This window comes from Bradyrhizobium sp. USDA 10063 (assembly GCF_054063735.1).
This window is the reverse complement of sequence record NZ_JBSSGP010000002.1, coordinates 842,393-862,551: the sequence shown is the minus strand read 5'-3', so window position 1 is coordinate 862,551 and position 20,159 is coordinate 842,393. Positions and strand designations below refer to the sequence as shown.

At 63.3% G+C, this 20,159-nt stretch carries 19 protein-coding genes; 8 read left to right on the top strand and 11 right to left on the bottom strand.

The annotated features are described in order from the left end of the window. Positions 1-19 precede the first annotated feature (19 nt). Complete coding sequence (locus ACVJGD_RS05935; protein ID WP_456633477.1) at positions 20-1,240, bottom strand: LL-diaminopimelate aminotransferase; 1,221 nt, start codon at positions 1,238-1,240, stop codon at positions 20-22. Positions 1,241-1,452: 212 nt separating this feature from the next. Beyond that, positions 1,453-1,737: a hypothetical protein gene (locus tag ACVJGD_RS05930; RefSeq protein ID WP_456633476.1), complete on the bottom strand. Its 285-nt coding sequence runs from the start codon at positions 1,735-1,737 to the stop codon at positions 1,453-1,455. 275 nt (positions 1,738-2,012) lie between these two features. On the opposite strand from ACVJGD_RS05930, the gene ACVJGD_RS05925 reads away from it, so the two are divergent. Together ACVJGD_RS05925 and ACVJGD_RS05920 are read left to right on the top strand one after the other, a co-directional pair. Further along, complete coding sequence (locus ACVJGD_RS05925; protein WP_456633475.1) at positions 2,013-3,818, top strand: PHA/PHB synthase family protein; 1,806 nt, start codon at positions 2,013-2,015, stop codon at positions 3,816-3,818. A 64-nt stretch (positions 3,819-3,882) separates the two neighbouring features. Beyond that, positions 3,883-4,281, top strand: a complete 399-nt coding sequence (locus ACVJGD_RS05920) for an MAPEG family protein (protein ID WP_456633474.1) — start codon at positions 3,883-3,885, stop codon at positions 4,279-4,281. Positions 4,282-4,347: 66 nt separating this feature from the next. On the opposite strand, the gene argC is transcribed toward ACVJGD_RS05920, so the two are convergent. The 4 genes from argC to ACVJGD_RS05900 all read right to left on the bottom strand — a co-directional run bounded on the left by argC (position 4,348) and on the right by ACVJGD_RS05900 (position 7,968). Further along, a complete protein-coding gene (argC, locus tag ACVJGD_RS05915; protein WP_456633473.1) occupies positions 4,348-5,328 on the bottom strand; it encodes an N-acetyl-gamma-glutamyl-phosphate reductase in 981 nt (326 codons plus the stop codon). Beyond that, positions 5,325-5,990, bottom strand: a complete 666-nt coding sequence (locus ACVJGD_RS05910) for an FMN-binding negative transcriptional regulator (RefSeq protein ID WP_456633472.1) — start codon at positions 5,988-5,990, stop codon at positions 5,325-5,327. The genes argC and ACVJGD_RS05910 overlap by 4 nt, the downstream gene beginning before the upstream one ends. Before the next feature lie 330 nt (positions 5,991-6,320). After that, positions 6,321-7,310 carry an MBL fold metallo-hydrolase gene (locus ACVJGD_RS05905; RefSeq protein WP_456633471.1) on the bottom strand — a complete coding sequence of 330 codons (990 nt, stop codon included), beginning with the start codon at positions 7,308-7,310 and terminating at the stop codon, positions 6,321-6,323. A gap of 127 nt (positions 7,311-7,437) precedes the next feature. Then, the gene (locus ACVJGD_RS05900; protein WP_456633470.1) at positions 7,438-7,968 is read right to left on the bottom strand and encodes a DedA family protein; all 531 of its coding nucleotides are present in this window, start codon (positions 7,966-7,968) and stop codon (positions 7,438-7,440) included. A gap of 198 nt (positions 7,969-8,166) precedes the next feature. Between ACVJGD_RS05900 and ACVJGD_RS05895 the strand changes: the two genes are divergently transcribed. From ACVJGD_RS05895 to ACVJGD_RS05880, 4 genes are all read left to right on the top strand, one after another. Next, on the top strand, positions 8,167-8,517 hold the full coding sequence (locus tag ACVJGD_RS05895; RefSeq protein ID WP_456640189.1) for a hypothetical protein: 351 nt from the start codon (positions 8,167-8,169) through the stop codon (positions 8,515-8,517). A gap of 142 nt (positions 8,518-8,659) precedes the next feature. Next, positions 8,660-10,717 (top strand): DNA topoisomerase IV subunit B, encoded by a 2,058-nt coding sequence (gene parE, locus ACVJGD_RS05890; protein WP_456633469.1) that lies wholly within the window; start codon positions 8,660-8,662, stop codon positions 10,715-10,717. 220 nt (positions 10,718-10,937) lie between these two features. Then, positions 10,938-11,717, top strand: coding sequence for an outer membrane protein (locus tag ACVJGD_RS05885; RefSeq protein ID WP_456633468.1), 780 nt, complete (start codon positions 10,938-10,940; stop codon positions 11,715-11,717). Between the two features lie 159 nt (positions 11,718-11,876). Beyond that, positions 11,877-12,647: an SDR family NAD(P)-dependent oxidoreductase gene (locus ACVJGD_RS05880; protein WP_456633467.1), complete on the top strand. Its 771-nt coding sequence runs from the start codon at positions 11,877-11,879 to the stop codon at positions 12,645-12,647. An 8-nt stretch (positions 12,648-12,655) separates the two neighbouring features. Here ACVJGD_RS05880 and ACVJGD_RS05875 read toward each other — a convergent pair whose 3' ends face one another. Both ACVJGD_RS05875 and ACVJGD_RS05870 read right to left on the bottom strand, forming a co-directional pair. Continuing rightward, complete coding sequence (locus ACVJGD_RS05875) at positions 12,656-13,906, bottom strand: FAD-dependent oxidoreductase (protein ID WP_456633466.1); 1,251 nt, start codon at positions 13,904-13,906, stop codon at positions 12,656-12,658. 42 nt (positions 13,907-13,948) lie between these two features. Continuing rightward, positions 13,949-15,415 carry a caspase family protein gene (locus tag ACVJGD_RS05870; protein ID WP_456640188.1) on the bottom strand — a complete coding sequence of 489 codons (1,467 nt, stop codon included), beginning with the start codon at positions 15,413-15,415 and terminating at the stop codon, positions 13,949-13,951. 416 nt (positions 15,416-15,831) lie between these two features. Here ACVJGD_RS05870 and ACVJGD_RS05865 point away from each other — a divergent pair, with 416 nt between their 5' ends. Next, positions 15,832-17,244 carry a DEAD/DEAH box helicase gene (locus tag ACVJGD_RS05865; RefSeq protein WP_456633465.1) on the top strand — a complete coding sequence of 471 codons (1,413 nt, stop codon included), beginning with the start codon at positions 15,832-15,834 and terminating at the stop codon, positions 17,242-17,244. Between the two features lie 202 nt (positions 17,245-17,446). After that, positions 17,447-18,514 carry a GGDEF domain-containing protein gene (locus ACVJGD_RS05860; protein ID WP_456633464.1) on the top strand — a complete coding sequence of 356 codons (1,068 nt, stop codon included), beginning with the start codon at positions 17,447-17,449 and terminating at the stop codon, positions 18,512-18,514. Positions 18,515-18,615: 101 nt separating this feature from the next. Here ACVJGD_RS05860 and ACVJGD_RS05855 read toward each other — a convergent pair whose 3' ends face one another. From ACVJGD_RS05855 to ACVJGD_RS05845, 3 genes are all read right to left on the bottom strand, one after another. Continuing rightward, positions 18,616-19,065, bottom strand: coding sequence for a TfoX/Sxy family protein (locus ACVJGD_RS05855; protein WP_456633463.1), 450 nt, complete (start codon positions 19,063-19,065; stop codon positions 18,616-18,618). Positions 19,066-19,211: 146 nt separating this feature from the next. Beyond that, the gene (locus ACVJGD_RS05850; protein ID WP_225117795.1) at positions 19,212-19,601 is read right to left on the bottom strand and encodes a HesB/IscA family protein; all 390 of its coding nucleotides are present in this window, start codon (positions 19,599-19,601) and stop codon (positions 19,212-19,214) included. 142 nt (positions 19,602-19,743) lie between these two features. Then, positions 19,744-20,157 (bottom strand): VOC family protein, encoded by a 414-nt coding sequence (locus ACVJGD_RS05845; protein WP_456633462.1) that lies wholly within the window; start codon positions 20,155-20,157, stop codon positions 19,744-19,746. Positions 20,158-20,159 lie beyond the last annotated feature (2 nt).

Here is a 20,159-nt window from a genome sequence, read left to right as displayed (position 1 = left end):
AAAACCTGCCGGAAAAAGACTAGCGCCGGTTGGCGAGAGGAACCACGTTGTGCAACGTTTCGATGCCGCTTTCAAGGAAGCGGCGCACACCGCGCGCGGCCTGGCGAATACGTTGCTCGTTTTCCACCATCGCGATGCGGACGAAGCCTTCGCCGTGCTCGCCGAAGGCAACGCCGGGCGACACCACCACGCCGGACTTCTCCACCAACAGAGTTGCGAACTGCATGCTGCCGACATCCTCGAACGCTTTCGGCAACGGCGCCCAGGCGAACATCGAAGCTTGCGGCGGCGGGATCTCCCAGCCGGCGCGGCCGAAGGCTTCCACCAGCGTATCGCGCCGGCGGCGATAGGTGTCGCGCATCTCGCGGATACAGTCGTCCGGCCCGTTCAGCGCCGCGGTCGCGGCCACCTGGATCGGCGTGAAAGCGCCATAATCGAGATAGGATTTGACCCGCGCCAGCGCCGCGATGATGCGCTCGTTGCCGACCGCAAAGCCCATGCGCCAGCCGGCCATCGAATAGGTCTTCGACATCGAGGTGAATTCGACGGTGACGTCCATCGCGCCCGGCACCTGCAGCACCGACGGCGGCGGATTGTTGTCGTCGAAATAGACTTCGGCGTAAGCGAGATCCGACAGGATGAAGATCTCGTGCTTCTTCGCGAACGCGACGAGGTCTTTGTAGAAGTCGAGATCGGCGACATAGGCCGTCGGATTGGAGGGATAGCAGACCACGAGCGCGAGCGGCTTCGGGATCGAATGGATAATCGCGCGCTCCACGGCCTCGAAGAATTGCGGCGTCGGCTCCGACGGCACCGAGCGGATCACCCCGCCCGCCATCAGGAAGCCGAAGGCGTGAATTGGATAGCTTGGATTTGGACACAGGATGACGTCGCCGGGCGCGGTGATCGCCTGCGCCACATTGGCAAAGCCCTCCTTCGAGCCCAGCGTCGCCACCACCTGGGTGTCCGGATTGAGCTTCACGCCGAAACGCCGCGCATAGTACGCGGCCTGCGCTTTGCGGAGGCCGTTGATGCCGCGCGAAGCCGAGTAGCGGTCGGTCCGCGGCTTGCCGAGGGTTTCCTTGAGCTTCTCAAGCACATGGGGCGGCGTCGGCAGGTCCGGGTTGCCCATGCCCATGTCGATGATATCGGCCCCGGCATTTCGCGCGGCTGCCTTGGCCTGATTGACCTTTTCGAAGACGTAAGGCGGCAGACGGCGAATGCGATAAAACTCTTCCATGGGACCTTTGCTCCGACGACCGGCACGACAGAATCGCGGACATTTGCGCGCTTTGCCGAAACCAAGCCCGGTTTGGCCCGGAAATTACGCCCAATCAATGACTTAGAGCGTCTCCAGACGCAAAATCTGGGCTCGGCGACCGGATATGCGGTTGAATTGACGCTCTTTTAGCATGTAGCGGGAGCGGCGCCAGCGATTAGCGTGACGCCCGCTCACTTGCCGGCGTTTTGCGCGGCTGCGGCCTGGCGGTCGCGCGCTGCCTTCAGCTCGGCCTCGATCTTGGCCTGCTCCGCCGGCTTCATCGGCGCTTCCTCGCGATCCGGCGGCATGTCGTGCACCGGCAGATAGCCGCCGGCTTCCTTCGGACGCGCCGGAGCATCGGCGGGAACGCCGACCCCGGGAAGATCCGCGATAGACGTGGAGCAGCCGCCAACCGCAACCGCCGACGCGAGCAGCGCACTGGCCGCGAGCAGCCTTGTCATTCGATCGATACGCATACGTCCGGAAGTCCCCACTTGCCGGTAACTAATCACTGGTACGAGCCTTGCAGCGACAAATCGTCTGGCTGCGTCGGCTCTGCCCCAAGCGGTCAAACCATTGTCGCCCGAAACGACTAAGCCGTGAACAACAAATCCGATTGATGCGGCTTCAATGTGTCGGAACTGGGAGGAATTTGTCGCAGTGCAACAATGCGAAAGCCTAGAGAAATCCTACATCTTCCTTGCCGCACCGCGCGATGACGCGGCTGAACTGAAGCGATAGTGTCCAGTGCATGAGCGACGTTACCATCGAAACCCAGGCCACGAAGAAGTTCGACGGCGAAGCCTTCGCAATGAATATTGCGCGTGCGCTGGAGAGCTCCGGCCAGGCGCTTGCGGCCTATTTGAAGCCGCGCGAGGGCGCTGACCTCAAGGACAAGGCGGGAGGCGAGTTTGCCGAGGTGATCAAGACCTTCACCACGGTCGCCGAATATTGGCTCTCGGACCAGGACCGGGCCGCCGAGCTGCAGACCAAGCTCGGCAAGGCCTATCTTGACCTGTTCGGCTCGGCCGCGCGCCGCATGGCCGGCCAGGACGCCAAGCCCGCGATCGAACCGGCACCGCGCGACAAGCGCTTCGCCGACCCGGAATGGCGGAAGAACCAGTTCTTCGACTTCATCCTGCAGCTCTATCTGCTCACGACGCAATGGGCGCAGGAGCTGGTGCGCAACGCCGAGGGCGTCGATCCGCACACCCGCAAGAAGGCCGAGTTCTACGTCCAGCAGATCACCAACGCGCTGGCACCGTCGAATTTCGTTCTGACCAATCCGGAAGTGCTGCGCACCACGGTGGAGACGAATGGCGACAACCTCGTTCGCGGCATGAAGATGCTGGCGGAGGACATCGAGGCCGGCCACGGCACGCTGCGGATCCGCCAGTCCGACCCGACCAATCTCGCGGTCGGCGTCAACATGGCGACGACGCCGGGCAAGGTGATCTACCAGAACGATTTGATGCAGTTGATCCAGTACTCGCCGACCACGGAGACGGTGCTGCGCACGCCGCTCCTGATCGTGCCGCCCTGGATCAACAAGTACTACATCCTCGATCTCAGGCCGGAGAAGTCCTTCATCAAATGGTGTGTCGACCAGGGACTGACCGTATTCGTGATCTCCTGGGTCAATCCCGATCGCGAGCTCGGCAAGAAGACCTTTGCCGACTACATGACCGAAGGTCCGCTGACCGCGATGGACGTCATCGAGAAGGTGACGGGCGAGATGAAGGTTCACACCGTCGGCTATTGCGTGGGCGGCACCCTGCTCGCAGCGACGCTCGCCTGGCTCGCAGAGAAGCGCCGCGTGCGCGCGACGTCAGCCACGTTCTTCGCCGCGCAGGTCGACTTCACCCATGCCGGCGACCTCCTGGTGTTCGTCGACGAGGACCAGATCTCCGCGCTCGAGCGCGACATGGAGCAGCGGGGCGTGCTCGAGGGCAGCAAGATGGCGATGGCCTTCAACATGCTGCGCTCGAACGACCTGATCTGGTCCTATGTCGTCAGCAACTATCTGAAGGGGCAGCCGCCCTCCGCCTTCGACCTGTTGCACTGGAACTCAGATGCGACGCGGATGCCGGCGGCGAACCATTCCTATTACCTGCGCAACTGCTATCTGGAGAACCGGCTTACCTCCGGCAGCATGGTGCTGGACAACACGCTGCTCGATCTCTCCAAGGTGAAGGTGCCGGTCTACAATCTCGCGACCCGCGAGGACCACATCGCGCCGGCCGAGTCAGTGCTGTACGGCTCGCAGTTCTTCGGCGGGCCGGTGAAATACGTGCTGTCCGGCTCCGGCCATATCGCCGGCGTGGTCAATCCGCCCGCGGCCAACAAGTATCAGTACTGGACCAACGACAACATCAGGGATGCCAAGCTTTCCGACTGGCTGAAGAGCGCCAAGGAGCACAAGGGATCGTGGTGGCCCGATTGGCGCGAATGGCTGGAAAGCATCGATGCCGAGAAAGTCTCCGCGCGCACGGTCGGCTCGGAGACACAGCCGCCGATCGAGGAAGCCCCCGGCAGCTATGTCCGGGTGCGCGCATAGCGCGACGCGCGCCGCTTCGGTATAAGCGAGCGTCCCGTATGCAGATCAATCGAGGGGGAAACCAATGACGCGCGAACTGTTCTGGCTGACGCTGACGGTGATTCTGACCGGCGTATTGTGGATCCCCTACATGATCAACCGCTGTCAGGTCCGCGGCCTCACGGGCAGCATGGCCAATCCGTCGCGCAACGACAAGCCTCAGGCCGAATGGGCGAACCGGCTGATGTTCGCGCATGACAATGCGGTCGAGAACCTCATCGTCTTCGCCCCGCTGGTCCTGATCCTGAACGCAATCGACTATTCCAGCACATGGACGGTGCTCGCCTGCGCCGTCTATTTCTGGTCGCGCGTCGCACACCTGATCGTCTACACGCTTGGCCTGCCGGTGTTCCGGACGCTGGCCTTCTTGATCGGCTTCCTCGCGCAGGCCGTGCTCGCCCTGGCGATCTTCAGGGCGTTCTGACTTGCGCCAAAGGCCATCTGGCCGGGACGAGCCCGGCCATGATGAGACGAGCAGCGGGCGTCGGGGCTACTTGTCGGGCAGCCCCAGCATCAGCCGCATGTTTTGCACCGCCGCGCCCGAGGCCCCTTTGCCCAGATTGTCCAGACGCGCGACCAGCACCGCCTGTTGGTGCTTGTCGCTGGCAAAGACATACAGTTCGAGCCTGTTGGTCTCGTTCAGCGCCTCGGGCTCGATCCGCCCGCTCTTGGCAGCCTCATTCTCGAGCGGCATGACCGAGACGTAGCGGCTTCCGGCGTAGCGTTTCGCGAGCGCAGCGTGGAGGGCGGCCGCGCCGGGCTTGCCCGGCAGCGTCTCAAGCTGCAACGGCACCGACACCAGCATGCCCTGCCGGTAGTTGCCCACCGACGGCACAAAGATGGGCCGCCGCGTCAGCCGCGAGTAAAGCTGCATCTCCGGCACGTGCTTGTGCTCGAAGCCAAGGCCATAGAGTTCGAAGGCTGGCGCCGTGCCGTCCTCGAAGCTTGCGATCATCGACTTTCCACCGCCGGAATAGCCGCTGACGGCATTGATGGTGACCGGATAATCCGCAGGCAGGAGTCCGCCGTCGACCAGCGGGCGGAGCAGAGCGATCGCGCCGGTCGGATAACAGCCGGGGTTGGAGACCTTTCGAGCGGTGCGGATCTTGTCCGCCTGATCCGGCGCGAGCTCCGGAAAGCCGTAAGCCCAGTCGCTGGCGACGCGAAATGCCGTCGACGCGTCAAGCACCCTGGGTGCTGCGGCGCCCATGCTGTCGATCAGCGCAATGGTCTCTTTGGCGGCATCGTCCGGCAGGCAGAGGATCACGAGATCCACCTTCTCCATCAGCGCGCGCTTGGCGCCTGCGTCCTTGCGCTTGTCCTCGGCGATGCTCTTCACCACCACGTCGTTCTGCAGCCGAAGCCGCTCGTTGATGCCGAGGCCCGTTGTTCCACTGGCACCGTCGACGAACACGGCAGGCCTGGTTGCGCTGCCGACGGCTGCGGATTGCTTGACGTCCGAGAGGGTCATGGCTCGGTCCTTTCGAGCTTGTTCGTTTCACTTGCAAAGGCCTGCGGCCGCGCTTCCCGCATCAGATGCGCAATCTGCTGGGCGCCCGCGTCAGTCTGCGAGGCGAGCGCGCCCGCCACCGCCGCGTAGTCGGTTTCGGATTTGTGCTGGTTGAGCTTGAAGCTACCCTCGATCTCTTCAATCGTCATCTCAAGGCCCACGATTGCCTTCTTCATCGCCTCCAGCCGCGCGGCGGTCATCTTCGCCGACGTCCACGGCTTCTTCGGCAGCAGCCGATTCTCGAACTTGGCGCTGAGCGTGTCGATCTGCACCGCAAGCTCGTCGTCCGATAGCCGCCGCACCGGACCAGCCAGGTGCACAGCCTGATAGAGCCAGGTCGGCACCTGATCCGGCGAGACATACCAGTCCGCCGACACATAGGCATCCGATCCGGTGACGGCCAGCAGCCAGGACGAAGTCCCCGCAAGCTTTATCAGCGGATTGTGACGGGCCAGATGAAACACCGCGCGCGGCGTCCCGTCCGCGGCATAGGACAGGTAGAACGGCAGCGGCGAAGCGATCGGTTTGGCGCCGTCCCAGGCGCAGACAAGACCGAACCCGCGCGCTTCGGCGAAGGCGAGACTTGCGGCGCGGTCGGGCTTGAACGGCGGTGGCGTATACATGTCGAACTCCGGAGGTGGCTAGGAGCCGCCAGACCGACCGCGTTTCTTTTCTTGGGAAAGATGCCGCGGGAAGTGATCCGGCGGCAGAGGCGATGATCTTAAACGCAGACGACCGCCCATACCGCGCAAGCGCGGCGGCGGGCGATGAAATTGGTCGCGACGTAGATCATGCGCGACGCTATAGGGGCGCGGAGCCTGATCGTCAAGGCGCAACGCCGTCATTCCGGGGCGACGCGGTGGCGTCGAACCCGGAATCTAGCGCCACAACTTCTGGCTTCCGGGTTCACGCGCCAAAGGCGCGCGCGCCGGAATGACGAGCGTGGGCCCAAGTCAGATCACGGGATTCCACGGCGCCGGGACCACCCGGTAGCCATTACCGTCCTTCTCGATATTGGCGAGCCCGGGGAACGGATAGTGGAAGCCCTGCAATTGCAGCTTCTCAGCGGCCACCATGTCGTAGACCCGGCGACGGGTCTTTTCGGCCATAGCGGCGTCCTGGTCGAAGAAGGCGTGCCAGCCCGGATTGGTCGCGAACGGATTCGGATTGTTGGTGACGTCGGACTGGATGAACACCTTCCCCGAACCCGACGACAACACGTAGGAGGTGTGGCCCGGCGTGTGGCCGGGGGTCTCGACCGCGAGCAGTCCCGGTGCGACCTCCTTGCCCCACTCGTAGGGCGTCACCTTCTTCTTGAGGCTTGCCTCGAAGACGCTGCGGTTGTTCTTGAAAAGATTCTGCATGCGACCGGCCGGCGCGCGGCTCATCTCGCCATCGTCCATCCAGAACTTCCATTCCACCGCAGGCACCAGCACCTCGGCGTTCGGAAATGCCGGCGTGCCGTCCGCCGTCAGCAGCCCGTTCACATGGTCGCCGTGGAAGTGGGAGATCACGACCATGTCGACGGCCTTGGGATCGAATCCCGCCGCTGTCATATGGTCGATGAACAATCCATTGGCGCCTTTGCTGTTGGCTTTCGCCGTGGGGCCGTTGCCGGTGTCGAGCACGATGAGCTTGCTGCCGGTGTTGATCACGAGCGGGGCGAAATGGATCGTGAATACGTCGCGCGGCAGGAACGCCTTTTCCAGTGCCGCATTCACTTCCTCCTTCTTCGCATTGGTGATGAAGGAGTCTTCCAGCTTGAAGACGTTCTTGCCATCGGACACCACGGTGACCTGGGTGTCACCGACCTTGTAGCGGTAGAAGCTCGGCGCCTGCTTGTCAGCGAGCGGCGCCGAGGCCTGTGCGGGAATGTTCGGCAACAGCGGCGCAGCCGCAATGGCGGCTGCGCCCGTGAGGGCGTGACGACGTGTGATTTCCATGATGCTCTCCCAGTGAAACGATGACTGCGGCGTTGTCCGCGTCGGCTTCCTGCAAGTCCCAGCTACCGGAAATTGAGCGCCCGGTATCGACGGGCCTAACCCCCGGCTCGCTCGCTTATTCCATGCCTCACACCGTCCGCCACAACCACTCGGCGATATGCGCCATCACGTCCCCGAACAGCAGCAGCACCGCCGACCACACCAGCGCCGAAACGAAATTGGCGATCTGGAATGGCCAATATGACATCTCGAAAATGCCGGCCGCGAGCGGAACCGAGGCACGCAACGGCCCGAAGAAGCGCCCGATGAAAATGCTGGGCACGCCCCATTTGCGCACGAACGCCTCGCCGCGCGCCAGGATGTCCGGATAGCAGGATAGCGGCCACACCTGCGCGACCTTCTCCTTGTAGCGGTAGCCGAACCAATAGGAGACCCAGTCGCCTAGTGCCGCGCCGATGCCGCCGGCGATCCAGACCGGCCAGAAGCTGATGCCGGTCACCCCGATCAGTGCGCCGATTGCGACCAGCGCGCCCCAAGCCGGGATCACCAGCGAAACGAAGGCGAGCGACTCGCCGAACGCCAGCACGAGCACGATAGGCGCGGCCCAAACCTGGTGGTGGCGCACGAAATCGGCCACGGCACGCGCAAATTCTTCCATGTAGTGAACGCCTTCCCCGCCCCGCTCTGGCGGCTTGAACCTTTCTGCGGGCCCATAGCCTAAGGACAGGTAAGCCAGCCCCCTGCGTGACAATCAAGTCACAAAGCCGATGGAAGGGGCGTGATTTCAGTTCCGGCCCCCCGGCCGGGCCGTTTTTTTTCCACAAGACGAGGTTTTTTGATGATTGGATCATTGATGATGTGCGTGAGTGCTGTCGTTCTCTTGCTCGGAATGCTCGCCGGCATTGCCATGGGTATCCAGCAAAACTTCGCCCTGGCGCCGGCGCATGCGCACCTCAACCTCGTCGGCGGGGTGCTTTTGTTCCTGTTTGGGCTCTATTACCACCTGATTCCGGCCGCCGGGACGACGATGCTGGCCCGGATCCAGGGCTGGCTGCACATTATGGGTGCGATCCTGTTCCCGGCCGGCGTGGCTGTCGTGCTCCTGAAGGGACCCTCGTTCGAGATCGCACCGGTCGTGGGCTCATTGATGGTGGTGGCCTCCATGGCCCTGTTTGCCCTGATCGTGTTCCGCACCTCCCGCGTCTGATCAGGGGTTCCTATCTCTGCTGTGACGGCCGGATGAAGGGGATCGGCTGCTCCTCTCCCGGCCGTCACCTTTTAAGCCTATCCATGGCATAGTCAGTATTGACTGATTCGCTGTGCGCCGTTCGCGTAATCTATAAAGAGCCATGTCCAAATCACTGAAATCCGCTGCAAAAACAAAATCAAATGACGACTTGTTCGCCGGCGCCGAGCCCAAGGGTCGGGCGGCGTTGAAGGTCGCTGCGCGGTCGGGTTCCGCTGAGGCCGACTATACCGCTGCTGATATCGAGGTGCTCGAAGGGCTGGAACCGGTCCGACGGCGGCCCGGCATGTATATCGGCGGCACCGACGAAAAGGCGCTGCACCATCTGTTCGCCGAAGTCATCGACAACTCAATGGACGAGGCGCTGGCGGGGCACGCCACCTTCATCGAGGTGGAGTTGACCGCGGACGGCTTCCTGACGGTCACCGACAATGGCCGCGGTATCCCGGTCGATCCGCACCCGAAATTCCCGAAGAAGTCCGCGCTCGAAGTCATCATGTGCACGCTGCATTCGGGCGGTAAGTTCGATTCCAAGGTCTACGAGACCTCGGGCGGCCTGCACGGCGTCGGCATTTCCGTGGTCAATGCCCTCTCCTCGCGGCTCGAAGTCGAGGTCGCGCGCGGCCAGAAGCTTCACCGCATGACGTTCGAGCGCGGCCATCCCAAGGGCAAGCTCGAAGACCTCGGCAAGGTCAATAACCGCCGCGGCACGCGCATCCGCTTCAAGCCCGATACCGACATCTTCGGCGCCAAGGCGACGTTCAAGCCGCAGCGCCTGTTCAAGATGACGCGCTCGAAGGCGTATCTGTTCGGCGGTGTCGAGATCCGTTGGCATTGCGACGAGGAACTCCTGAAGGGCGTCGAGGACGTTCCGGCGGAAGCAACCTTCCACTTCCCCGGCGGCCTGAAGGATTACCTCGCCGCTGCGATCCATGCCGACACGCTGGTGCATCCGGATATCTTCTCCGGCAAGTCAGGCCGCAACGGCGCCCATGGCGCCTGCGAATGGGCGGTGGCCTGGACGGCGGACGCCGATGGCTTCCTCTCCTCGTACTGCAACACGGTTCCGACCCCCGATGGCGGCACCCATGAATCCGGCATGCGCAGCGCGCTGCTGCGCGGCCTGAAGGACCACGCCGAACGCGTCGGCCAGGGCAAGCGGGCTGCGTCCGTCACCTCGGAAGACGTCATGGTCGGCGCCGCGGTGATGCTCAGCGTGTTCGTGCGCGAGCCGGAATTCCAGGGCCAGACCAAGGACCGGCTGGCCACGGCAGAGGCTCAGCGTATCGTCGAGCAGGCGATCAAGGACCCATTCGATCACTGGCTGTCGGGCAATCCGGTGCAGGCCAACAGGCTGCTCGATTTCGTGATCGAGCGTGCTGAGGAACGGCTGCGCCGGCGCCAGGAGAAGGAGGTCGCGCGCAAGACCGCGGGCAAGAAGGCCCGCCTGCCCGGCAAGCTCGCCGATTGTACCGACGCCGGACTTGCAGGCTCCGAGCTCTTCATCGTCGAGGGCGACTCGGCCGGCGGCAGCGCCAAGCAGGCGCGCGATCGCAAGCTGCAGGCCGTGCTGCCCCTGCGCGGCAAGATTCTCAACGTCGCCTCTGCTGGCAAGGACAAGCTGATGGGCAATGTCCAACTCAGCGACCTCGTGCAGGCGATCGGCTGCGGCACCGGCGCGCATTATCGCGAAGAGGATCTGCGGTATCATCGCATCATCATCATGACCGACGCCGACGTTGACGGCGCCCATATCGCTTCGCTGCTGATCACCTTCTTTTACCGCCAGATGCCGCGGCTGATCGACGAAGGGCATCTCTATCTGGCGGTGCCGCCGCTCTATAAGCTCACCCACGGCTCCAAATCGGTCTATGCCCGCGACGATGCGCACAAGGACGCGCTGATCAAGAGCGAGTTCAATGCCAACGCCAAGGTCGAGGTCAACCGCTTCAAGGGTCTCGGCGAAATGATGCCGGCACAGCTCAAGGAAACCACCATGGACCCGGCCAAGCGCACCCTGTTGCGGGTCGTTCTGCTTGCCGACGACCGTGAGGGCACCGCCGATTCAGTCGAGCGGCTGATGGGCACCAAGGCCGAGGCGCGCTTTGCGTTCATCTCGGACAAGGCGGAATTCGCCAGCGACGATCTGCTGGACGTCTGACCTCCGCTTTCCACCTAACCTAACCCTATGTGCAAGCAGCGGATTTTGATCCTGCCGCAGCACGCGGACGGTTCCAGGCCGCAAAATACCGGAGCGTTTTCGGGTAAGTGTGCCTGTCCCGCAACAGCATTCCTGGTTGAAATAGCTATAGTTTGTGCAGCTACGGAATGGATTCGACGCGGCCGTCAGGCGTTCGTCTAGCAAAGTTGGGGATTTGGACATGAAGAAATTGGCGCTCGCTGTGGCTACGGTCGCAGCACTGACGGGGTCGGCCTCGGCGGCCGATCTTGGCGCTCGGCCGTATACGAAGGCGCCTCCCCCGGTTGCGCCGGCCTACAATTGGACGGGCTTCTACATCTTCGGCGGTGGCGGCGGCGGTCTGTGGAATGCCGACAGCAACATTGAAACCACCGTTGGCGGGATTCCGCTGTCGCGCGACACGCGGCTCGGCGGCGACGGCTGGTTCGGTACCGTTGGTATCGGCTATGACTGGCAGTTCAGCGGCCGGTGGGTTGCCGGCGTGTTCGCCGATGGCCAGTTCGGCAGCATTCGCGGTTCGCTGACCGATCCGATCGGCAATATTGAGGGACGCGAGAAGCTTCGGACCAGCTATGCGGCTGGTGTGCGCCTCGGCTATCTCGTTGCACCGAATGTCTACTCCTACGTCAACGGCGGCTATTCAGGCTCGGAATGGTCGGGCACCGCTATGAACGACTTGGCTGGGAACCCGACCGGGGTGACCACCGATTCGTTCCGTCGTGATGGCTGGTTCGTCGGTGGTGGCGTTGAGAACAACCTCGACATCTTCGGCATCAGCGCACCCGGCTGGTTCATGAAGACCGAATACCGCTCCGCATTCTACGACCGTATCTCCCTGCCGGAGTCGTTCCTTGGTGCGCCGACGGGAATTTCGACGACCTTCAAGCCCTGGGTGCAGACCATCAGCACATCGATCGTCTACCGCTTCAACTGGGGCGCCCCGGTTGTCGGCAAGTACTGATCTCGGCTAAATCAGCAGGCAAAAGCCCCGGCATTGTCCGGGGCTTTTTTGCGTCTGAGGCTAGCGCTCGAGGACTGACACCTCTGCGACATCCGGGGCTGGCAACGGCGCGCCCGAGTCGGCATCCTCCCCCAATCTCAACAGAAACGGAAAGCAACAATGGGAACGTCCCCCTTCGACATCACGGGCAAGGTTGCGATCGTCACTGGCGGTAATGGTGGAATCGGGCTTGGGATGGCGCGCGGGCTGGCGGATTCCGGTGCTGCGATTGCCGTCGTCGGCCGCAACGAGGCAAAATCGGCGGCCGCGGTCGCTGAGCTTAAGCAGCGCGGCGGCAAGGCCATTGCCGTGGCCGCCGATGTCGCCGATGGCAAGGCCGTCGCCGACATGGTGGCGCGCGTCAAAGGCGAGCTCGGGCCGATCGACATCCTCGTCAACAATGCCGGCATCAACATCCGCAAGCCGCCGCATGCGCTCGATATCGGCGAATGGGACAGCGTGATCGCGACCAACCTCACCAGCGCCTTCCTGTGCTCGCAGGCGGTGCATCCGGCGATGAAAGAGGCCGGCGGCGGCAAGATCATCAATATCGGTTCGATGATGTCGATCTTCGGCGCCAGCTTCGCGCCGGCCTACGCGGCGAGCAAAGGCGGCATCGTGCAGTTCACGCGCTCATGTGCCTGCGCTTGGGCTGCCGACAACGTCCAGGTCAACGCGATCCTGCCCGGCTGGATCGACACCGACCTGACCCGGCGCGGCCGCAGCGAGATCGCCGGGCTGCATGAGAGGGTGCTGGCGCGAACGCCAGCGGCGCGCTGGGGCGATATCGGCGATTTCTCGGGGATCGCCGTATTCCTCGCCTCACAGGCTTCCGACTTCGTCACCGGCACCGCCATTCCCGTCGACGGCGGCTATTCGATCATGGGCTAGACGCCGCGTCAGGAAAGGGCCGGCGACTGCACATGTTCGGGTCGCACGCCAATCCCAACGAAGCGAGCGGTGATGCCCTGCAGCCATGGCACGGCCGTGATCAGCCGGACCACGAGCGGAATCTTGAGCGGCTGGTTGCCCGGCCTCAGCGCGCCGCTGATGATATTGTTCTGCACGATCACCTGCATCGTCTGCGTCATCTTCATCGGAAATTCGCGCCGCTTGCGCACCGCGTCGAGTTCATCCTCGGTCGGACAGCCGCCCGCAAGCTTTGCGGCGAGCAGATTGGCGGTCGCGACCGCGTCCTGCACCGCCAGGTTGACGCCGACGCCGCCGACCGGCGACATCGCATGCGCGGCGTCGCCGATGCAGAGCAGTCCCGGCAGCGTCCAGCGTTTCAGGCGATTGATCGCAACCGTCAGGAGCTTCACGTCATCCCAGCTTCTGACGTCGGATATGCCTGATTTCAGGATCGGCGCGAGCCGCACCACCTCATCCAGCAGCGCCGCGAGCCCCCTCGCCTTCACCGCATCGTATTGTCCCTTGGCGATGACATAGGCGCATTGCCAGTAGTCGCCGCGATCGAAGGTAACCATCATCTTGCCGGGCTCGACGCGCGCGAACAGGTTCTCGCGCTCGTCCGGCTGCCGCCCGACCCGAAACCACAACACGTCCATGGGCGCGCCGATCTCCTCGACTGCAAGTCCGGCGCGCTCGCGCACGGTCGAATGACGGCCGTCGCAGGCAATCGTCAGATCGGCCTCGATGTCGAGCGTACCCTCCGGCGTCTTCGCCCTCACGCCGGCGACCGCTTCGCCATTGCGGATCAGGTCGGTCGCCTCCGTGCTCATCAGTACCTGCAGCGAGGCCAAGCGCTTGCCGCTCTCGCGCAGGAAATTGAGAAAATCCCATTGCGGCATCAGGGCGATGAACGGGTACCTTGCATCGAGGCGGGAGAGATCGGCGATCCGCACCTTGCTGCCGCCAAACATGCCGTCGAGCTTCTGCAATTGCTGGTGCGGCAGCTTCAGAAAACCGTCGATCAGCCCGAGTTCATCCATCACCTGCAAGGTCGAGGGATGCACGGTGTCGCCGCGAAAATCGCGAAAGAAGTCGGCGTGCTTCTCCAGCACCACCACATCGATTCCGGCACGGCCCAGCAGATAGCCGAGCATCATACCCGCCGGCCCACCGCCGACGATGCAGCAGCGTACCTTCATCCTGCGCGCTGACGGATGCTGCAACACATTGCCGCTCATGATGCCCTCGTCGAGACTCGACCTGAATTATAACGCGAACGGCTAGCGCCGGAACGTCTTGATCTCGGACACGCTGCCGTCGCGATAGGTCAGCTCCACCGAGACCGACCTGGTCTGCGGTGCGAGCTTCAGATAGGGCTGCGCCTCGTGCGGGATCACGCTGGGGTCGCGGGGATCGCAGGGTGGCATCTTCAGCACCTTGTCCGGCACCGCGCTGTCGATGCCGACGCGCACCTCGCGGATCGCGCAGCGATAGGACATCAGATGGGTGTAATAAACCAGGAGCCCATTGAACTCGCGGAACGACAGCCAGCTCGTCGCGGTCATGTCGAGGATCTTGCGCTGGTCGCGGATCAAGGCCGCTTCAGGGTCGAACCGGATCGGAAACGGCCCCTGCATCTCGCCGCTCGCATCGACATAGCGGACCTGGATAGTGCCGGCCGGCGCATCGCCCGCCAATTCGATCGAGGGATTGGGCATGCGCTTGCGGGTGCGCGGATCAAGTGTGTCAATGAACCCGGTCTCGCGGAAATCGCCGCTGTCGCCCATCCGCCAGGAGATCCCGAGCGCGGGGTCGGCGATCGAGAAGACCACCGTCCAGCCGCCATTATGGCGGGAGAAACTCGCGATCGGCGCGTTGATTGAATCGTCCTTCGGGATACGCGGCACCGAGACCGGCGGCAATGCTGCAAGCTTCTGCGGTGCCTCGGCAGCTCCCGCCATATCCGGCCCTTTCGCCATGCCGTTCAGGAACACGTCGTCCACCATCTGGTCGAAATAGACCGGGATCTGCTTGTGCCTGATGGTCTCAGCCGCCTCGCTGACCAGGCGCCGTGTGTGCTGGGCGACCTGGACGAGATTCTTGCCGGGCTGCAGCAACTCCTTCGCAAAGGTACGCGTGAATACCGAATTGGGATTGGTATCGTCGTTCGACAGCCGATCGAGGGCGGTCTGGCGCGGGCCGGCCGAGAACACCGAGAACACGCCCTCCGGCAGTTGCGTCATCGGCGCAAGCCCGCCGCCGCCCGCGACCGCGCGCGTTCCCGGCCGCTCGAACGGATTGTTGCGGCAGGCGTCGAACACCAGGATCGAGCTGCGCGCCTTCTTGTTCTGCAGGCGCTCGACGATGCGGTCGGCAAGGATCGATGCGTCGCGCACCAATTCTTCCTGGCCCTCGGTCGCCGCCGGTACGTCGGTCGGCAGCAGGAAATTCTGGCCGGCGATCTCGAAGCCATGGCCGGCATAGAAGAAGAACGCGGTGTCGCCGGGTTCGATCGCCTTGTCGAAGGCGAGCAGCGTCTCGGAGAATTGCTGCCGGTTCTGGTTCTCGGCAATCATCACGGAGAAGCCAAGCTGCTTCAGCGTGTCCCCCATGGTGCGGGCGTCGTTGACGGCCTTCTGCAGCTTAGGGACGTATTTGTAGTCATTATTGCCGACGACCAGCGCAACCCGCTTTTCGGCCTGCGCGGGCGCGATGAGAGTGGCCGATGCCAGGGCAATACCCGCCATCGTCAGAACCCGCGAAATAAAGCCAGCCATTCTCTGCCCCGTCTCACCAAGCGCCGTAAGGCCGCGCGACCGCCGATGGCGTAGTCGGCAAACCGCCCCAACCGGTTCAGTGTATGACCTTTCGCGCTCCGCCAATACCGACCCGCCGTTTGACGGCCAAATGACAGCTCGCCCGTTATTTGTGCGAAAACATTAAGCTTTTTCGGCCATTTGGGCGGTTCCCAGATTGACTTTGGCGATTTCGAACCTATGTTCCGGGCAACGCGGCCTTGGATCGAAGCGCGATTCCCCGAGTTTGCCGCCCGTCAGCGTCAGTCAGAGCCCCCGAGCTTTTTTGAGAAGCGCGCCGTTTCGGGGCGAAACGCGACCAGCCTTTTTACCCTCGATTCCGAACGGCGGTGTCGACAAGAGGCTCAATGTCTTTTTCCAATCTTGGCCTTTCTGACAAGGTCTTGGCCGCCGTAGCGGCCTCCGGATACACCAATCCGACCCCCATCCAGGAACAGGCGATCCCCCACGTCCTCGCCCGCCGCGATGTCCTCGGCATCGCCCAGACCGGTACCGGCAAGACCGCCGCCTTCGTGCTTCCGATGCTCACCATCCTTGAGAAAGGAAGGGCCAGGGCGCGGATGCCTCGGACCCTGATCCTCGAGCCGACGCGCGAGCTCGCCGCCCAAGTGAAGGAAAGCTTCGACCGCTATGGCGCCGGCCAGAAGCTCAACGTCGCGCTCCTGATCGGGGGCGTCTCGTTCGGCGACCAGGACTCCAAGCTGACCCGCGGCGTCGACGTCCTGATCGCAACCCCCGGCCGGCTGCTCGACCATACCGAGCGCGGCGGACTATTGCTCACCGGCGTCGAATTGCTCGTGATCGATGAAGCGGACCGCATGCTGGACATGGGCTTCATCCCCGATATCGAGCGCATCTGCAAACTGGTGCCCTTCACCCGGCAGACGCTGTTCTTCACCGCCACCATGCCTCCGGAAATCCGGCGCGTCACCGAAGCCTTCCTCCACAACCCCGTCCGGGTCGAGGTCTCCAAGCCCGCCACCACCGCCGTCACCGTCACCCAATCGCAGGTGCCCGCCGGGCGCGAGCCGCACCAGAAGCGCGAAATCCTCCGCCGTCTGCTGCGTGAGGCCAAAGACCTCAACAACGCGATTATCTTCTGCAATCGCAAGCGCGAAGTCGCCATTCTTCACAAGTCGCTGCAGAAGCACGGCTTCAGTGTCGGTGCGCTGCACGGCGATATGGATCAGAGCGCGCGCATGGCGGCGCTCGATCAATTCCGCAAGGGCGAACTCCCGCTCCTGGTCGCCTCCGACGTCGCCGCCCGCGGCCTCGACATCCCCGCCGTCAGCCACGTGTTCAATTTCGACGTCCCGCATCATCCCGACGACTATGTTCACCGCATCGGCCGCACCGGCCGCGCGGGCCGCACCGGTACCGCAATCTCGATTGTCACGCCGCTCGACGCCAAGTCGGTTGCCGCGATCGAGAAGCTGATCGGCCAGCCGATCCCGCGCGCCGAAGGCGACTTCGCGGTTCAATCGGATGCGAACGAGAGTGACGAGCGGCCGCGTGAGTCGCGCCGGCGCGACGGTTCGCGCGAGCGCAGCGGCCGCAACTCGCGGCGCGAACGCGAGCCGCGTCATGGCCATGGCCGCGAAGGACTCAACGGCAATTCACAGCCGCAGGCAGCTAGCCCGCGTGTACCTTCGATCGGACGCGCAGAGCCGCGACGCGCACCGCGCGACATCGACTCAGAGCCAGCCGATCACTCGCATCTCCCCGCGTTTCTGCTGCGCCCCGTGCGGGCCCGCGTCTAACGCTTTGCACAGCGTTGGCTCGAATCGAGCCGACGCTGTAATCTTTTGCTGCGGTTCGTTTTTTCGTGCCGCCGATTCTTCCGTCAGCGCGTAGCGTGCGATTCCCCTGTTTACGCGGCGTTCATTATCCTCCATTAGCGTAACAACGATACTTTTAGTCATTGCGGCTGAGCGGCGCGGCTCGGCATTGGGGACTTGATCAGTGGTCAAGCTGCTGGACGAACACGAACGCACGATGGCTTTTGCCGAGGTTGCGCTTGGCCAGATCAGGTCGCTTCGTCAGACCGCCGTCCCCCGCAATTACGAAATCTGGTACGTCTACGCGACCGGATATAACGCTCCGCTCAACAAGATCATCAACGAGACTCTCGCGCGCAACGGCAAGCTGAGCGAAGCCGATCTCGAGCAGATCTACGAAACCTATCTCTCCCACATCAAGACCTCCGATCGCATCGACAAGGTCGGCGCGCGCGTGATCGGCGAGATCGACGATGTCGTGACGCTGATCTCGGACGCGCTCGGCATGTCCGCGAGCTATGACGCAAGCCTGAGCGGCGCCAGCGAAAAGCTCGCTAGCGCGAAGAACCGCGACCAGCTCAAGCCGATCATCGAGCAGCTCGTGAAGTCCACGCACGAGATGCGCGAAATCAACAAGGCGCTGGAGAATCGCCTCGCGCTATCAAAGACCGAGATCAGCAATCTCCAGCACAGCCTGGAGGCGATCCGCGCCGAAAGCCTGACCGATCCGCTGACCGGGCTTGGCAACCGCAAATATTTCGACCGCTCGATCGAGATGGCAGTGCAGACCGCGATCGCCAATGATGAGCCGCTGTCGCTGCTGATGTTCGACATCGACCATTTCAAATCGTTCAACGATTCCTACGGCCATCTCACCGGCGACCAGGTGCTGCGGCTGGTCGGCATGTCCTTGAAGCAGACCATCAAGGGCCAGGACATCACCGCGCGCTACGGCGGCGAGGAATTCGCGGTCGTGCTGCCCAACACCGGGCTGCGCCAGGCGCTGACGGTGGCCGACCACATCCGCCGCGCCGTGATGGCGAAGGAATTGAAGAAGAAGTCCACCGGCGAGATCCTCGGCCGCGTCACCATCTCGGTCGGCGTCTCCATGCTGAAGCCGGGCGACGACACGGATTCGCTGATTGAGCGCGCCGATGCCTGCCTCTACGCCGCCAAACGCGCCGGCCGCAACCGCGTGGTCTGCGAAGTCGACCCCGAATACACCGCCGAAATCCGCAGCCGCGTGGCGTGATATCAGCCCCTCATGGTGAGGAGCGCGTCAGCGCGTCTCGAACCATGAGGCCCCGATCTCACCCGTGGCCCATCCTTCGAGACGGCCGCTGCGCGGCCTCCTCAGGACGAGGACCTTTTGCGCGGCCGGCTCTGTCTGATTTTCTTCGCTACTTTCTTTTTCTCGACTGGCTTTTTCGCCTTTGCCTTACCAGCCGTAGCCTTCGCCGCCTTCCTTCCCTTCGGCCGCTTGCGCAATGCGGCGCGCTGCGCGGCTGCAAGTGCCGCCCTCGCCCATTGCGCCAGCTCTTCCGAATCGTCGAACAGCCGCGCCGGCAACTGCCAGTAGGAGTTCACGGTGACGGTCCTGGTGCTGGTCTGATATTGGAATGGCTTCGAGCCCTCCGCTTCGAACCGCGGAATGGTCTCGTCATCGGCGCGGAAATAGAGCCCGGCGCGCAGCGATAGCGCGAAGTTGGTGCCGTCGGCGGAGATGCCGTAGCCGGAGAACATCCGGCGGATGGTGACCGGCCCGAAATCGGCAAACAGATCGATCAGGAATTCGCGGTCCACGACAGCCCCCCACTGCGACCCCTCATGGTGAGGAGCGCGCCAGCGCGTCTCGAACCATGAGGCCCCCGCTCTCGCCCGTGGCCATCCTTCGAGACGGCCGCTACGCGGCCTCCTCGGGATGAGGTCCCGTATACTTGGCGAGCGGCTTACACTTTCGCCGGCGTGAGCTGCACCGACTCGCCGCAGCCGCAGGCGGAAACCTGGTTCGGGTTGTTGAAGATGAACTGCGCCTGCATCTTGTCGGCCTTGTAGTCCATCTCGGTGCCGAGCAGGAACAGGACCGCCTTGGGATCGACCAGGATCTTCACGCCCTTGTCCTCGACCACCTCGTCGGTGGGCCGGATCTCGTGGGCGTATTCGACGGTATAGGACTGTCCGGCGCAGCCGCCATTCTTGATGCCGACGCGAAGGCCGACGATCTCGGAATCGGCGCGCCTGGTCAGTTCCGTGATCCGCGCGGCCGCGGCGTCCGTCAGCTTCATCACCTGCGGGCGCGGCCGGGGCTTCGGCTTGGCAACTGGTGCGATGGTGTCCATTGCAGTGGATCTCCTTGCCGCCGCACGGCGGCGAAGTCTGTTACCTCTAAAAATAGCAACGAAATTCCGGCTGTGAAGGTCTCATGTTCCAACTCGTCCTAGAACCTGTCCGGAAAACTCGTTTCATCTTTCCCGGTCATTGCTAGTAGATCGCCCATACTCCCGGCGTGACCAATTCCAGGAGGTGATTGTCCGGATCGCGGAAGTAGATGCTCTTGCCGCCGCGCGGCCAATCGGTCCTGCCCTCGATCGCGACATCACGCTCGCCCAGCCGCTTTTCCCAGGCCGGCAGTTCATCGGCGGCAATGGCAAAGGCCGCATGGGTCGGACCGTTGCCGTCGTGCGGCGGAATGGTGCCGCCGGGCAGATGGACCGTATCGAGCGTGGCGCCGCGACGAAACAGCAGCAGCACGTTGCGGCCTCCCACGTCGAAGGCCAGAAACCGCGAATCGCTCGTCAGTGGCTCAAGACCAAGCACATCGGTGTAGAACGCGCGGGCGCGGTCGAGATCATCGACATAGAGCGCGGTCTCGATGACACCGGATAGCTTTGGCAACG

Coding starts and splice junctions, on each gene's coding strand:
- ACVJGD_RS05935 (WP_456633477.1), bottom strand. CDS start 1,240: ATGGAAGAGTTTTATCGCATTCGCCGTCTGCCGCCTTACGTCTTCGAA.
- ACVJGD_RS05930 (WP_456633476.1), bottom strand. CDS start 1,737: ATGCGTATCGATCGAATGACAAGGCTGCTCGCGGCCAGTGCGCTGCTC.
- ACVJGD_RS05925 (WP_456633475.1), top strand. CDS start 2,013: ATGAGCGACGTTACCATCGAAACCCAGGCCACGAAGAAGTTCGACGGC.
- ACVJGD_RS05920 (WP_456633474.1), top strand. CDS start 3,883: ATGACGCGCGAACTGTTCTGGCTGACGCTGACGGTGATTCTGACCGGC.
- argC (WP_456633473.1), bottom strand. CDS start 5,328: ATGACCCTCTCGGACGTCAAGCAATCCGCAGCCGTCGGCAGCGCAACC.
- ACVJGD_RS05910 (WP_456633472.1), bottom strand. CDS start 5,990: ATGTATACGCCACCGCCGTTCAAGCCCGACCGCGCCGCAAGTCTCGCC.
- ACVJGD_RS05905 (WP_456633471.1), bottom strand. CDS start 7,310: ATGGAAATCACACGTCGTCACGCCCTCACGGGCGCAGCCGCCATTGCG.
- ACVJGD_RS05900 (WP_456633470.1), bottom strand. CDS start 7,968: ATGGAAGAATTTGCGCGTGCCGTGGCCGATTTCGTGCGCCACCACCAG.
- ACVJGD_RS05895 (WP_456640189.1), top strand. CDS start 8,167: ATGTGCGTGAGTGCTGTCGTTCTCTTGCTCGGAATGCTCGCCGGCATT.
- parE (WP_456633469.1), top strand. CDS start 8,660: ATGTCCAAATCACTGAAATCCGCTGCAAAAACAAAATCAAATGACGAC.
- ACVJGD_RS05885 (WP_456633468.1), top strand. CDS start 10,938: ATGAAGAAATTGGCGCTCGCTGTGGCTACGGTCGCAGCACTGACGGGG.
- ACVJGD_RS05880 (WP_456633467.1), top strand. CDS start 11,877: ATGGGAACGTCCCCCTTCGACATCACGGGCAAGGTTGCGATCGTCACT.
- ACVJGD_RS05875 (WP_456633466.1), bottom strand. CDS start 13,906: ATGAGCGGCAATGTGTTGCAGCATCCGTCAGCGCGCAGGATGAAGGTA.
- ACVJGD_RS05870 (WP_456640188.1), bottom strand. CDS start 15,415: ATGGCGGGTATTGCCCTGGCATCGGCCACTCTCATCGCGCCCGCGCAG.
- ACVJGD_RS05865 (WP_456633465.1), top strand. CDS start 15,832: ATGTCTTTTTCCAATCTTGGCCTTTCTGACAAGGTCTTGGCCGCCGTA.
- ACVJGD_RS05850 (WP_225117795.1), bottom strand. CDS start 19,601: ATGGACACCATCGCACCAGTTGCCAAGCCGAAGCCCCGGCCGCGCCCG.